We start from the raw sequence: 14,075 nt of genomic DNA, 5'->3' as shown, positions 1-14,075 counted from the left end.
TTTTCCCGGGGGCCGGCCCGGGGGGGGGGCGGGTCCACCGGGCCGCCCCCCCAACCCCCCCCCGGCGCCCCCCCCGGGGCGGGGGGGGGGGGGCACCCGGGCCCGGGCCCATCCCCGGGCCCCCCCCCCGCGAAGGCCCCGAGTCGCGTCGACCCGGGGCCCGATTCTGCCTGGTTCGGGGTGCCGATCAGGCCCGCCCGAACTCCCCCGCGCTCACGCCCGTGACAAAGGCGTCCCACTCGCCAGGGGTGAATGCCAACACCGGACCATGTCCACGGTCCTTGGTGTCGCGAACTGCGACATTGCCCTCGACTAGAAACGCAACCTCCACGCAGTTTCCGTCGGGGCCGCTGTGCGTGCTCTTTCGCCACACGGCACCGCTCGAATCAACCTTCACGGCACTAGCTCCTTTGCTGCGTCGAGAACGAAAAATCCCTGGCATATTTCTTCCGACTCCGGCATCCCACCGTGTGTGAGATCCCGCGATGCGCCTGGTGACAGCGCGCAATTTTGCGTTGTGCACGGCTCACAGTGCACACCCGCAGGATGGATCTTGCGGGGGTCCAACCCCCGACGTGCACATTAGCAGGTTCCGTCATTGATGCGGAGTTGTCTTTTCAATTTCAATCATGCGTTGAGGGTTCTGCTTTGTCCGAATTAGCGATAGCGGAATAATTGCCCCACGGTCCGGGTGGCGCCGCGGCAAACATACCCACCGCCGAAATTTGCGCACGGTCGTACGACCATGCCGCACCGGAAAATCGGCGGCCACGCCCACCGTGGATCATGGAGATGTGGTCGAACGTGATCGAGACGATGTCGGACGTGCCCGAAATGCCCGCCCCCGCGACCGATTCGGGCGCCCGCTACCGCCCGGCAGCGTCGGTGTCGAGCGGATACCGGACGATCTCGACCTGCCGCCGGAGGAGACCCTCGACTACGCGCAGCGACTGCTCGACGACGGCCTGGCCTTCAACGCCCATGAAGTCCTCGAGGCGGCGTGGAAGAACGGACCGTTCGCGGAGCGGATGCTGTGGCAGGGCTTGGCGCAGTACGCCGTCGGGCTCACCCACATCCAGCGCGGCAACAGCAAGGGTGCCCGCACGCTGCTGGAGCGCGCCGCGGGCCGCTTGACGGCCTACGGTACGGCCCCGTACGGCATCGACGGCCCCGGTCTCGTGGCCCACGCCGAGAGCCTGCTGGCCGACCTGAACACCGACCGTCCGATTCCGGGGGAACGGCTGCGCCCCCGTCTACGGGGCTGAACAGGATTCGCGGACCCCTACGATGGGGCATCGTGCCCGCTGATGAGCAGACCGCCCCGTCGTCCCGGCGGAGAGGTTTCCCCGGCGCCGGACGGTTCGCTCCGAGCCCCTCCGGCGATCTGCACCTGGGAAACTTGCGCACGGCAGTGCTGGCGTGGCTGTTCGCGCGGTCGACGGGCCGCGCCTTCCGCCTCCGCGTCGAAGATCTCGATCGCGTACGACCCGGCGCGGAGGAACGCCAGCTGGCCGACCTGGCCGCGCTGGGGCTGCAGTGGGATCCCCCGGTGATCCGGCAGTCGCAGTGTCAGGATCGGCACCGCGCGGCGATCGACACGCTCACCGCCGCCGGACTGACCTACGAATGCTATTGCACGCGAAGGGAAATCCAGCAGGCCGTGACCGCCCCGCACGGGCCGATGGGCGCCTATCCGGGCACCTGCCGCGATCTCACCGAGGCCGAGCGGGCCGCGCGGCGCGCGGAGGGCAGACCCACGGCGCTGCGATTGCGTTCGGAAACAACGGAATTCGAGGTCATCGACGAAATCCACGGCAGATACCGGGGATTGGTGGACGATCTGGTGCTGCGCCGCGGCGACGGCACCCCCGCCTACAACCTCGCCGTGGTGGTCGACGACGACGCGCAGGGCATCGATCAGGTGGTGCGCGGCGACGATCTGCTCCCGTCGACCCCGCGGCAGGCGTATCTGGCGACGCTGCTCGGGCTGGCGATCCCGCGGTACGCACATGTTCCGTTGGTGCTCAACCGCGGGGGCAAGCGACTTGCCAAGCGCGACGGCGCGGTCACGCTGGCCGATCGCGCGGCGCTCGGGGAGACACCGCGGCAGGTATTCGCCCTGCTGGCGGACTCGCTGGGCTATCGCGCGAGCGACCCCGCCGAACTGCTCGAATTGTTCGATCCCGCCACCCTGCCGCGCGAGCCGTGGACACTCGACCCCGACAACATGGTGAAATTCAGCGCGAATCCGTAACGTACGCAGCAGTCCCAAGCCACAACCATCAACGAGGACGATAGATGACTAGCGGTGGGTACGACCCCAACCAGTTTCCGCAAGGCGGACAGCCGTATCCCCAGGGCGGCGGCCAGCCATATCCCCCGGGCGGCCAGCAGTACCCGCAGGGCGGACAGCAGTACCCCCAGGGCGGACAGCAGTATCCGCAGGGCGGACAGCCGCAGCCGGGCCAGTACGGGCAGCCGCAGTACGGGCAGCAGCAGTTCCCGCAGGGCGGGCAGCCCCAGGGCGGCCAGCCGCCCTACGGACAGCAGGAGCCGTACCCCCAGCAGCCGCAGCAACCCTACGGCCAGCCCCAGTACGGGCAGCAGCCGTACGGCCAGCCCTACGGGGGGCCGCCGCAGTTCGGTACCCCAGCGAACGTTCCGCCCGGAGCGGTTCCCGACCTGGGCATCCGGTTCGGCGCACGCCTGATCGACGGCCTCATCATCGGCATCCCGCTCGGGATCATCCTGTTCATCCTCGGCAACAGCACCGTCGTGCAGATCGTCGGCGGCATCGTCGGCGCCCTCATCTACGTCGGTTACTACGTGGCGATGGAGACCTCGCAGGGCGCGACGCTCGGCAAGAAGATGCTGGGGCTGCGCGTGCTGGCACCGGGCGGCGGGCAGCTGGACGCGGGCACCTCGTTCAAGCGCAACGCCTGGTACCTCGCGGGGATCATCCCCTGCCTGGGCTCGCTGATCGAGCTGGGTCTGATCATCTACATCGCGGTGACGATCTCCCAGGATCCGAACAAGCAGGGCTGGCACGACAAGTTCGCGGGCGGCACCCAGGTCATCAAGGGCTGACCGCGCGCAAAAGCCAAGGGGCGCATCCGATTACGGATGCGCCCCTGGTTCGTTTCGGGGGTGTCAGCTCGAGATCGCGATATTGACCACGACCCAGATGATCTGCAGCACGATGGCCGCGGCGCCGACCCAGATACCGGCCAGCGCGAGCCCGCGACCCTCGCCGCCGCGCTCCTTGATCTGATTCAGGGCGATGATGCCCAGAATGATCCCGACGATCGCGCCGATGCAGGTGCACAGCCCCAGAATGGAGGCGATCAGCGACCCGATCGCCAGGCCGTTGGTGCCCTGCGCCTGCTGCTGGGGATAGCCGTAGGGCTGGTAGGCGCCGCCGGGCGGGTAGGCGGGCTGGCCATAAGGCTGCTGGCCGTACGGCTGCGGCTGGCCATAGGGCTGCTGACCGTACTGCTGCTGCGGTTGCTGCGGATAGCTCGGGTACTGCTGCGGACCGCCCTGCGGATACTGCTGCTGCGGAGGCGGCGTCACCGGCGGCTGCGGCTGCTGCTGCGGAGCGGAAGGAGGCCCCGAGGGCGGCACCTGAGCGTGCCCACCGGATTCGGAAGAGACGCCCTCACCGCCGTACTGCTTCCACCATTCGTCGGAATCGCCGGGATTCGTCATTGACACAGCCTATTCCACCGACCCCGCGGCCCGGTATCGTCGTCCACTCGTGAGTACTACGACGCATTCCGGGGAGTTAGCCGACTCTGGGCGCCCCGCGGCCGAACACGCAGCGTTCGCGCAGGCCGCGGGGGGACCTTTCACGCTGATCGTGACGCTGTTCACGGCCACTCTGATGATCTCCAACATCTGCGCCACCAAGGGCGTGCAATTCTTCTCCGACCAGCACCTGTCGCTGGGGCCAATCGAGATCCTGCCGATCACCCTCGACGGCGCCTTCTTCCTGTTCCCGCTCGCCTACGTCATCGGCGACGTCCTGAGCGAGGTGTACGGTTTCCGCGCCGCGCGCCGCGCCATCTACTACGGCTTCGGCATGCTGCTGCTGATGGTGGGATGCTTCTGGATCGCCATCGGGCTGCCCGCGGCCGGTTTCTACGAACACCAGGACGCGTTCCGCACCGTGGTCGGCACGACCTGGCAGCTGGTCGCCGCCGGTCTCGCCGGATACGTGGTGGGCCAGTTCCTGAATTCGACGACGCTCATGCTGATCAAGGAGCGCACCAAGGAGAAGCACCTGTGGGCCCGGCTGCTCGGCTCCACGGTCGCCGGCGAATTCGGCGACACCCTGGTGTTCTGCTCGATCGCCGCGACCGCCATCGGCATCTCCACGTGGGGCGCGTTCCTCAACTACGTGATCGTGGGATTCGTGTGGAAGACGTTGGTGGAGGTGCTGATTCTCCCGATCAGTTATCGCGTCATCGCCCTGCTGAAGAAGCACGAGCCGACCTACCGGCCGTTGGACCGCCCGGCGATCCGCAGCTGATTCCGGCCAAAAGCATGCCGGAAACAATGAGGGCGCGCGGCCGTATGACGGCGGCTGCCGAATGATGGCGGCTACGGAATGATGCCAGCCCGCGGAACGATGGGCCACTACGGAACGATGGCAGCCCGTGGCAATGATAGGCCGCGCGCGACCAGCCTTGTCCCGGCACGCTTTTGGCCGGTACCCGCGCGAGATGCTTTGCTTCCCTATGGGTTTCGGATGCGACCCTGCCAGCGGCCGAGCGTCTCCGCCTTGAATTCGTCGAAGTAGCTCCCGTCGATGCTGGCGCGGATGCGGTCCACGAGGCGGACGGTGAAGCGTTCGTTGTGGATCGTGCACAGCGTGGCCGCCAGCATCTCCTTGGCCTTGAACAGGTGGTGGATGTAGGCGCGGGTGTAGTGCGCGCAGGTGTAGCAGTCGCAGGCCTCGTCGATCGGAGTGAAGTCGCGGCGGAACCGGCTGGTGTTGATATTGAACCGGCCCGCGTCGACGTAGATCGCCGCATTGCGCGCGACACGGGACGGATTGACGCAGTCGAAGGTGTCCGCGCCGTTCTCCACCGCGACGAACAGATCCTCGGGCTCGCTGATCCCGAGCAGGTGACGCGGCTTGTCCTCGGGCAGTTCGTCGGAGCACCAGCCGACGATGGTGCCCAGGTTCTGCTTCTCCAGCGCGCCGCCGATCCCGTATCCGTCGAATCCGGTGCCCGCGCCGCCGCGCATCGCCCGCAGTCCGCTGCATGCCTTGCGGCGCAGGTCCTCGTACTGCGCGCCCTGGATCACCGCGAACAGCGCCTGGTAGGGCCGGTGGCTGCGCTCGGCGGTCAGCCGCTCGTGCTCATCGATGCAGCGCTGCGCCCACTCGTGCGTGCGCTGCAGCGACTTCTCCTGGTAGCCACGGGTATTCAGCAGCGTGGTCAGCTCGTCGAAAGCGAACATGATGTCGGCGCCGAGCCGGTGCTGGATGCCCATGGAGATCTCGGGGGTGAACCGGTGCTGGGATCCGTCCAGGTGCGAGCGGAAGGTGACGCCGTCGTCGTCGACGACCGCCAGCCGCTCCTTGCCCTTGGCGATCACATCGTCGTTCTGCACGCCGACGGCCTCCATGGCCAGCACCTTCTTGAAGCCGACGCCCAGCGACATCACCTGGAAGCCGCCGGAGTCGGTGAACGTCGGCCCCGGCCAGTTCATGAACCTGCTCAACCCTCCGGCCTCGTCCACGATGTCCGAGCCGGGCTGAAGGTACAGGTGGTAGGCGTTGGCCAGCAGCGCCTGCGCCCCGAGTTCCTTCATGGTCTCGGGCAGCACCGCCTTCACCGTCGCCTTGGTGCCGACGGGAATGAATGCCGGTGTCTCGATGGTGCCGTGCGGAGTGGTGATGACGCCCGACCTGCCGTGCCGCCCCTCCAAAAGGGTACCGACGGTGAACGAGAACGAGGAAGGATCAGGCACCCAGCCATAGTGCCAGGACGTGCATGACACCCGGCCGCCTACCACCCATCATCCAGGCATGCCACCAATCCTCATCCAGGCATGCCACCAATCCTCCATCCCGGCATGCCACCAATCCTCCATCCCGGCATGCTTTTGGCCGGGATCCACGCCTGCCACCACCGCACGTAGAGATTCCGGCCAAAGCGTGCCGGAAATGACGAGGAGGCGCACCGGAATGACGAGGGACGCCACTACACCGCGTCGACGGCTTCCTCGTCGACCGCGTCCTGGTCGACCGCTGCACCCGTGAACTGGGCGTTGTAGAGCTTGCGGTACGAACCGCGGCGGGCGAGCAGCTCGTCGTGGGTGCCGTGCTCGACGATGTGGCCGGACTCCATGACCACGATGGTGTCGGCGTCGCGGATGGTCGAGAGCCGGTGTGCGATGACGAAGCTGGTGCGGTCGCGGCGCAGGGCCGCCATGGCCTTCTGGACCAACAGCTCCGTGCGGGTGTCGACCGAACTGGTCGCCTCGTCGAGGATCAGGATCGACGGCTTGGCCAGGAAGGCGCGGGCGATCGTGATGAGCTGCTTCTCACCGGCGCTCACCCCCGAACCCTCCTCGTCGATCACCGTGTCGTAGCCGTCGGGCAGCGAATGCACGAAGCGGTCGACGTAGGCGTCCCGCGCGGCGGCGACGATGTCCTCCTCGCTCGCGGTGGTGTTGCCGTAGGCGATGTTCTCGCGGATCGTGCCGCCGAACAGCCAGGTGTCCTGCAGCACCATGCCGATCCGCGAGCGCAGCCGGTCCCGGGAGATCCGGGTGATGTCGACGCCATCGATGCTGATCGAGCCGGAGTCCAGCTCGTAGAACCTCTCCAGCAGATTGACCAGCGTGGTCTTCCCGGCGCCGGTCGGGCCGACGATGGCCACCACGTGCCCGGGCTCGGCGACCAGCGACAGGTCCTCGATCACCGGCTTGTCCGGCTCGTAGCGGAACGACACCGACTCGAACTCGACCCGGCCGCGGTCCACCGGCCGCGAATCCTCCACCGCCGGATCCGGGATCTGCTCCTCTGCGTCGAGGATCTCGAAGACCCGCTCGGCGGAGGCGACCCCGGACTGCAGCAGGTTGATCATCGAGCCGATCTGCGTCAGCGGCTGGCTGAACTGGCGCGAGTACTGGATGAACGCCTGCACCTCGCCCAGCGACAGGCTGCCCGAGGCCACCTGCAGTCCGCCGACCACCGCGATCAGCACGTAGTTCAGGTTTCCGATGAACATCATCACCGGCATGATCAGGCCGGAGATGAACTGCGCGCGGAAGCTGGCCTCGTAGAGCTCGTCGTTGCGCTTGTCGAATTCCTGGCCGACCTCGCGAACGCGGCCGAAGGCGGTGACGATCTCGTGGCCGGTGTATGCCTCCTCGACCTGCGCGTTGACCAGGCCGGTGTATTTCCACTGGTTGGCGAAGTGCGGCTTGGAGCGCTTGGCGATCTGCGCGGTGACGATCACCGCGGCGGGCACCGTGAGCAGCGCGATCAGCGCCAGCAGCGGCGAGATCCAGAACATCATGCCCAGGATGCCGAGCACCGACAGCACGGAGATGAGCAGCTGGCTCATGGTCTGGTTCAGGCTCTGGGCGATGTTGTCGACATCGTTGGTGACCCGGGAGAGCAGATCGCCGCGCGGGGTCGAGTCGAAATAGCTCAGCGGCAGGCGGTGGATCTTGTCCTCGATATCGCTGCGCAGGCGCTTGACCGTGCGGTTGATGACGAGGTTCAGCAGGTACGCCTGCAGCCACGTGAACACCGCCGCCGCCACATACAGCCCGAGCACGAGCAGCAGCACCTCGCCCACCGCGCCGAAATCGACGCCCGCGCCGGGGATGACGTGCATGCCGCCGAGCATGTCCGCGAGCTTGTCCTGACCCTGCGCGCGCAGGGCCTCGACCGCCTGGTCCTTGGTCAGGCCCGCGGGCAGCTGCTGCCCGATGACGCCGTCGAAGATCAGGTTGGTGGCCTTGCCGAGCAGCTGCGGGCCGAGCGTGTTCAGCACGACCGCGGCCACCGCCAGCACCAGAATCGCGATGAGATACGCCCGCTCGGGCGCCAGCCGGCGCAGCAGGCGCTTCAGCGAGGGGCCGAACGATTTGGCCTTGGTGTCCGGCGCACCGGGATTGGGTGTGCCGGGCCTCATGACTCCACCTCGCTGACGCTCGGTTCCGTCATGCGGCCGAGGCGCTGTGCCGATGATTCGCTCGCAAGCTCGCTCATGGCCGCGCGTCCTCCACGCTCAGCTGGGATTGCACGATCTCCCGGTACTCCTCGCAGTCGCGGAGCAGTTGGTCGTGCGTGCCGATCCCGACCATCGCGCCATCCTCGAGCACCACGATCTGATCGGCATCGCGCACGGTCGAAACCCGTTGTGCCACAGTGATAACCGCCGACTCGGCCGTCACCGGCCGCAGTGCCTCGCGCACGCGCGCGTCGGTGGAGACGTCGAGAGCCGAGAAACAATCGTCGAACAGGTAGATCCTGGGCCGCTTCACCACCGCGCGGGCGATCGCCAGCCGCTGGCGCTGGCCGCCCGAGACGGTCGTACCACCTTGTGCGACAGGCGTTTCCAGCCCTTGCGGCATCTCGCGCACGAAGTCCGCGGCCTGCGCGATCTCCAGGGCCTGCCACAGCTGTTCGTCGGTGGCCTCCGGGTCGCCGTAGCGCAGGTTGGAGGCGACGGTGCCGGAGAACAGATACGCCCGCTGTGGCACCAGGCCGATCTGGGCGCGCAGCAGGTCGAGCTCGATGTGGCGCACGTCGGTACCGCCCACGTAGACCGCGCCGTCGGTGACGTCGATCAGCCGCGGGATCAGGTTGATCAGCGTGGTCTTACCGGAACCGGTGGACCCCACGATCGCGGTGGTCTGCCCCGGATCCACCCGGAACCGGATGGCCCGCAGCACCGGCTCGTCCGCGCCCGGAAACTTGAACTCCGCGAACTGCAGGTCCACCGAGCCCGGATCGGAGGCGAACGGCTGCGGCAGCGGCGGCGGGGTCACCGACGACTCGGTGTCGAGCACCTCGCCGATGCGCTCGGCCGACACCGCCGCGCGCGGCGCCATCATGGCCAGGAACGACGCCATCATGACCGCCATCAGGATCTGCATGATGTAGGACAGCATCGCCGTCAGCGACCCGATCTGCATCTCGCCCGAATTGATGGCGTGGCCGCCGAACCAGATCACCGCCACCGTGGTGACGTTGCTGATCAGCATCACGGCCGGGAACATCAGCGCCATCAGCCGCCCGACATACAGCGACGCCTCGGTCAGTTCGGAATTCGCGATACCGAAGCGCCACGTCTCCTGTCGTTCGCGCACGAACGCGCGCACCACCCGGATGCCGGTGATCTGTTCGCGCAGTACGCGATTGACCGCATCGATGCGCTCCTGCATGCGCCGGAAGCCCGGCACCATGCGAGAAATGATGGCGGCCATGGTCAGCGCCAGCGCCGGGACCGCGATCAGCAGCAGCCAGGACAGGCCCAGATCCTGCCGCACCGCCATGATGATGCCGCCGACGCACATGATCGGCGCCATCACCAGGATGGTCGCGCTCATCACGATCAGCAGCTGCACCTGTTGCACGTCGTTGGTGTTGCGGGTGATCAGCGACGGCGCGCCGAACATGCCCATCTCGCGCGCGGAGAAGGTACTCGCCCGGTGCAGCAGCGCCGCGCGCATATCCCGCCCGGCGCCCATCGCCGCCTGCGCGCCCAGATAGACCGAGAACGCCGAAGCGACGATCTGCACGCCGGCGACCAGCAGCATCCACAGGCCGGTGGTCCAGATATAGCCGATATCGCCCTTGGTGACGCCGTAGTCGATGATGTCGGCGTTCAGGCTGGGCAGGTACAGCATCGCGATGACCGAGATCAGCTGCAGCGCGACCACCCCGGCCAGTTGGGAACGGTAGGGGCTCATGAAGCTGCGCAGCAGTCTGATCAACATGATGCGTGCAGGCTACCGCCTCCCCCCGACGTGGACACGAGGGCCGAGCGGTTGCTTTGTGTGGATCCCGGCCAAAAGCATGCCGGGAATGAGGGAGGCGCAGGCCGAGAAAGCGGGGACGCACGCCGACAAGCGGGGGCACACGCCGAAAAGCGGGACACGTAGGCCGAGAAGCGGGGCACGTAGGCCGAGAAGCGGGGCACACGCCGGGAAGCGGGGGCACACGCTGGGAAAGCGGGACGCGCAGCCGAGACAGCGGGACGCACGCCGGGAAGGTGGGAGGTTACTGGGTTGGGCCGGGGCGGCGGGACCAGGCGCCGGGGTCGGCGGTCAGTTCGGCGATGAAGGTGGGGAGTTCGTCCTTGGCGATCTCGGCGATCGAGACCTGCTCGAGTACCGCGCGGATGTTGACGCGCAGGGCGATCCAGACGTGCTGCAGCGGTTCGGCGGCGCCGGGATAGCTCACGTCCTCCGGGCGCTGCCCGCGCACCGAGGCCAGCGGGCCCTCCACCGCGCGAATCACGTCGGCCACGCTGATCTCGGCTGCCGGGCGCGCCAGCCGGTATCCACCGTCGGGGCCGCGCCTGCTGGTGACCAGGCCCGCGCGCCGCAGCTCGGCCACGGTCGACTCGAGGATCTTCGGCGGGATCGCCTGGGCGGCGGAGATGACGTCGGCCTTGACCGAATCCGCTTGCGCGCGGGCGATTTCCAGCAGGATCCGGACCGCGTAATCGACCCTAGCGCTGATGTGCACGACGTCTCCCCGCTCGCTCGGCCGTCGCATCGCCGATCACCGTCGCCTCGATCCCGGACGCGGCGGCCGCACCGGCGCCCAGCACACCGAGCGCGGCATCCAGCAGGACCCGCTCGATGAGCTCGTCGCCGGTGTCGGGGTTCATCTCGTGCGACCACAGCGCGGTGCCTAGCACCTCCAGCGCGGCGCTCGCCCGCAGCGCCTGTTCCTGGGTGGGGTCCGGTCCGGCCAGCCAGGCGCTCAGGCGGCGATGCGAATCGATCATGTCCGGATAGCGGTCGCCGATCGCGTTGATGATGGCGACGGTGTCGCGCACGCACATGGCGGCCGCGGTGCGATGCCGCAGGAATGCGCGCAACTGCCGCCGCAGCAGCTCGCGAACGCCGTCGGGGCCGTAGGTCATCTCGTCCAGCCCCGCCACGACCGAATTCAGGTCGTCGAAGATCGGTTCCAGGATCGCCAGCAGCAGATCCTTCTTCGAGGCGTAGTGATAGTAGAGGGAGGCTTTTGTGATTCCTACCGCATCCGCGACCTCGCGCAGGCTCGTCTGATCGAATCCCTTGCTGGAGAAAAGCCGTATCGCGGCCTCCCGAATCGCCTCTTTAGTCCCGCCACCTGCGACAACTTGTCCGGCAGTACTACGCGCGCTCATGGGATGATCCTCTCATCACGATCCGGCCGCGCGGATCATGCCCCGAAAACCGAGGTTGTTCCTCCGCTTACCGGTCGGTAGTCTACCTACCGCACGGTAGGCAGAAAGCGTCAGGTGGAGGCGGTCGCGTGCAGGGCGGCCCGCGGGAGTGCTGTCTACGGAGCCTGAACTCGGCACAAACCGGCAATCGCTAGGAGAACCATCTCGTGTCCGTATACCTCTATCGGTGGGGCAAGTTCGCCTCCCGCCGGAAATGGATCGTGTTACCGGTCTGGCTACTGGCGTTCCTCGTCCTCGGCGGGCTCGGAACCAGCCTGCAGAAGCAGAGCCAAGACGACTTCAACATGCCCAACCTGCCCTCGCAGCGGGCCACCGACATCCTCGACGAGCAGTTCCCCGGGGCCTCGGCGGAATTCAAGTTCGACGCCGTCACCGGCACCTACGTCATCGCGGCGCCCGAGGGGCAGAAGCTCACCGACCCGGCCGATCACACGGCCGTCGCAGGGCTCATCCAGCAGCTGGGCAAGCTCGACATCGTCGATCACGACAAGCCCCTGACCGATCCCATCGAGGCCACCACCCAGATGGGCTGCCTCAGCGGCGACCGCAACGATCCGGAGTTCGTCGCCAAGTGCGGCCTGGCCCCGCTGAATGTGCTCGGTAAGGGCAACGCGGATACCGTTGCCTACGTTCAGGTTCCGTTCAAGATCAAGTCCTTCGCCGATGTCACCGAAGCCGACCGCACCGCGGCCTACGACGTGGCGAACGAGGCGCGCAAGGCCGGGCTCAGCGTCGAGCTGAGCGGCAGCATCGCCACCGAGCAGGTGGCCCCGGGCGGCCAGGCCGAGATGATCGGCTTCGCCGTCGCCTTCATCGTGATGATCGTGGCCTTCGGCGCGCTCATCGCGGCCTTCGTGCCGATCGTCACCGCGCTCGTCGGCGTCGGAACCGCGTCGGCGCTGGTCATGCTGGGTACCTCGGTGATCGAGATCCCGAGCTTCACGATGGTGCTGGCGTCCATGATCGGCATCGCGCTGTCGATCGACTACGCGCTGTTCATCGTCTCGCGCTACAAGAGCGAACTGGCCATCCAGGATTCGCCCGAGGAGGCGGCCGGTACCGCGATCGGCACGGCCGGATCGGCGGTGGTGTTCGCCGGGCTGACCGTGATCATCGCCCTGGTCGGGCTGAGCATCGTCGGCGTCAGCTTCCTCACCTGGATGGGCCTGGGTGGCGCCATCGCCGCGGCCTTCGCGATCCTCGTCGCGCTGACCCTGCTTCCGGCGCTGCTGGGCGCGTTCGGGCGCTTCCTGTTCAAGCCCAAGATTCCGCTGGTCGCCAAGCACGACCCCGAGGACGACAACTCGGTCACCAACGGCATGCGGGTCGCGCGGCTGATCGGCAAGGCTCCGGCGGTCGCGCTGGTGCTGAGCGTCGTGGTGCTCGGCGCGCTGGCGGCCCCCGCGGTGAACCTGAGCCTCGGCCTGCCCGGCGAGGACAGCCAGCCCAAGACCTCCACCGTGCGCAAGGCCTACGACCTGCGCACCGAGGGGTTCGGCGAGGGCAGCAACGGCATCCTGACCGTGGTCGCCGACCTCAGCGAGGTCGCACCCGACCAGCGCCAGGCGGCGGTGACCGGGCTGCGCGACAAGCTGGCCTCCTACGACGGCATGGACTTCGTCACCCCGGCGATGACCAACGTGACCGACCCGCAGACGAAGGCGCCCGACTTCGAGCACAGCACCGGCGCCCGGCTGCTGGCGGTCCCCGAGACGGGTCCGAACAACGAGGCGACGCAGGACCTGGTGAAGCACGCCCGCGATGCCGAGGCGGAGTTCAAGTCGCAATACGGCATGGAGTACGGCATCACCGGCACCACGGCCATCTACGCCGATGTGTCGAACTCGCTGCTCAGCAAGATCGTGCCGTATATGGCGATCGTCGTCGGCGCGGCATTCATCCTGCTGGTGCTGGTGTTCCGGTCCATCCTGGTGCCGCTGACGGCGGCCCTGGGCTTCGTGTTGTCGATGGCCGCGACGTTCGGCGCGACCGTGCTGATCTTCCAGCAGGACAAGCTCGGGCTGATCGGTGAGACCCAGCCGATCGTGAGCTTCCTGCCGATCGTGCTGATCGGGCTGGTATTCGGGCTGGCCATGGATTACCAGGTGTTCCTGGTGACCCGCATGCGCGAGGAATTCGTGCAGGGCAAGTCGCCGAAGGAGGCGATGATCTCCGGGTACCACCACGGCGCCCGGGTGGTGGCCTCGGCCGCGATCATCATGATCTCGGTGTTCGGCGGCTTCATTCTGGAGACCGACGTCACCGCGAAGTCGATGGGCTTCGCGCTGGCCGCGGGCGTGCTGTTCGACGCCTTCCTGGTCCGGATGGTGCTGATCCCGTCGCTGCTGGTGCTCATGGGCAAGTGGGCCTGGTGGATTCCGGCATGGCTGGATCGCCTCCTGCCGAATATCGACGTCGAGGGCAGCAGGCTGCGGGAGCTGCAGCAGCGCGACCGCGATTCCGAAGCCGAGCGGGAACCGGTCTCGGTCGGCTGATTCGCGTGGCGACCGGGGGGGGGGGGGGGGCCCCCGCGCGGGGGGGGGGGGGGGGGGGGGGGGGGGGGGGGGGGGGGGGTGTTTGTTGAAAAAAAAAAAACAAAAAAACAACGGGTGTTTATAGGGGAGGTATATAAGCGGG

At 67.5% G+C, this 14,075-nt stretch carries 12 protein-coding genes; 5 read left to right on the top strand and 7 right to left on the bottom strand.

Translation table 11 applies throughout. The annotated features are described in order from the left end of the window. Positions 1–187 precede the first annotated feature (187 nt). Entirely contained in the window at positions 188–397 is a 210-nt protein-coding gene (locus QH290_RS13935; protein WP_280267222.1) for a DUF397 domain-containing protein, read from the bottom strand. Between the two features lie 397 nt (positions 398–794). On the opposite strand from QH290_RS13935, the gene QH290_RS13930 reads away from it, so the two are divergent. The 3 genes from QH290_RS13930 to QH290_RS13920 are packed head-to-tail and all read left to right on the top strand — an operon-like array spanning position 795 to position 3,087. Then, positions 795–1,265, top strand: a complete 471-nt coding sequence (locus QH290_RS13930) for a DUF309 domain-containing protein (RefSeq protein ID WP_280383207.1) — start codon at positions 795–797, stop codon at positions 1,263–1,265. A gap of 32 nt (positions 1,266–1,297) precedes the next feature. After that, entirely contained in the window at positions 1,298–2,254 is a 957-nt protein-coding gene (gene gluQRS / locus QH290_RS13925; RefSeq protein WP_280383205.1) for a tRNA glutamyl-Q(34) synthetase GluQRS, read from the top strand. 44 nt (positions 2,255–2,298) lie between these two features. Continuing rightward, the gene (locus QH290_RS13920) at positions 2,299–3,087 is read left to right on the top strand and encodes an RDD family protein (protein ID WP_280383204.1); all 789 of its coding nucleotides are present in this window, start codon (positions 2,299–2,301) and stop codon (positions 3,085–3,087) included. 63 nt (positions 3,088–3,150) lie between these two features. On the opposite strand, the gene QH290_RS13915 is transcribed toward QH290_RS13920, so the two are convergent. Then, a complete protein-coding gene (locus QH290_RS13915; protein ID WP_280383201.1) occupies positions 3,151–3,708 on the bottom strand; it encodes a DUF4190 domain-containing protein in 558 nt (185 codons plus the stop codon). Positions 3,709–3,757: 49 nt separating this feature from the next. On the opposite strand from QH290_RS13915, the gene QH290_RS13910 reads away from it, so the two are divergent. After that, the gene (locus tag QH290_RS13910; RefSeq protein ID WP_425301785.1) at positions 3,758–4,531 is read left to right on the top strand and encodes a queuosine precursor transporter; all 774 of its coding nucleotides are present in this window, start codon (positions 3,758–3,760) and stop codon (positions 4,529–4,531) included. Between the two features lie 206 nt (positions 4,532–4,737). On the opposite strand, the gene tgt is transcribed toward QH290_RS13910, so the two are convergent. The 5 genes from tgt to QH290_RS13885 form a co-directional block, all read right to left on the bottom strand. Further along, positions 4,738–5,982 carry a tRNA guanosine(34) transglycosylase Tgt gene (gene tgt / locus QH290_RS13905; RefSeq protein WP_280383199.1) on the bottom strand — a complete coding sequence of 415 codons (1,245 nt, stop codon included), beginning with the start codon at positions 5,980–5,982 and terminating at the stop codon, positions 4,738–4,740. 233 nt (positions 5,983–6,215) lie between these two features. Further along, entirely contained in the window at positions 6,216–8,162 is a 1,947-nt protein-coding gene (locus QH290_RS13900) for an ABC transporter ATP-binding protein (protein WP_280383197.1), read from the bottom strand. Positions 8,163–8,235: 73 nt separating this feature from the next. Beyond that, the gene (locus QH290_RS13895; protein WP_280383196.1) at positions 8,236–9,972 is read right to left on the bottom strand and encodes an ABC transporter ATP-binding protein; all 1,737 of its coding nucleotides are present in this window, start codon (positions 9,970–9,972) and stop codon (positions 8,236–8,238) included. Positions 9,973–10,255: 283 nt separating this feature from the next. Next, entirely contained in the window at positions 10,256–10,726 is a 471-nt protein-coding gene (locus QH290_RS13890) for an RrF2 family transcriptional regulator (RefSeq protein WP_280267230.1), read from the bottom strand. After that, complete coding sequence (locus tag QH290_RS13885; RefSeq protein WP_280267231.1) at positions 10,710–11,378, bottom strand: TetR/AcrR family transcriptional regulator; 669 nt, start codon at positions 11,376–11,378, stop codon at positions 10,710–10,712. The genes QH290_RS13890 and QH290_RS13885 overlap by 17 nt, the downstream gene beginning before the upstream one ends. A gap of 206 nt (positions 11,379–11,584) precedes the next feature. On the opposite strand from QH290_RS13885, the gene QH290_RS13880 reads away from it, so the two are divergent. Continuing rightward, on the top strand, positions 11,585–13,933 hold the full coding sequence (locus QH290_RS13880; protein WP_280383195.1) for an MMPL family transporter: 2,349 nt from the start codon (positions 11,585–11,587) through the stop codon (positions 13,931–13,933). Positions 13,934–14,075: the final 142 nt, after the last annotated feature.

The sequence above is a fragment of the Nocardia wallacei genome (genome assembly GCF_029869545.1).
Classification (GTDB): domain Bacteria; phylum Actinomycetota; class Actinomycetes; order Mycobacteriales; family Mycobacteriaceae; genus Nocardia; species Nocardia wallacei_A.
This window is presented reverse-complemented; position numbering and strand designations above follow the sequence as displayed.

Bases quoted from the DNA above. Each gene is read 5' to 3' on its own strand.
- QH290_RS13920 (WP_280383204.1), top strand. From the start codon at position 2,299: ATGACTAGCGGTGGGTACGACCCCAACCAGTTTCCGCAAGGCGGACAG.
- QH290_RS13915 (WP_280383201.1), bottom strand. From the start codon at position 3,708: ATGACGAATCCCGGCGATTCCGACGAATGGTGGAAGCAGTACGGCGGT.
- QH290_RS13900 (WP_280383197.1), bottom strand. From the start codon at position 8,162: ATGAGGCCCGGCACACCCAATCCCGGTGCGCCGGACACCAAGGCCAAA.
- QH290_RS13895 (WP_280383196.1), bottom strand. From the start codon at position 9,972: ATGTTGATCAGACTGCTGCGCAGCTTCATGAGCCCCTACCGTTCCCAA.
- QH290_RS13885 (WP_280267231.1), bottom strand. From the start codon at position 11,378: ATGAGCGCGCGTAGTACTGCCGGACAAGTTGTCGCAGGTGGCGGGACT.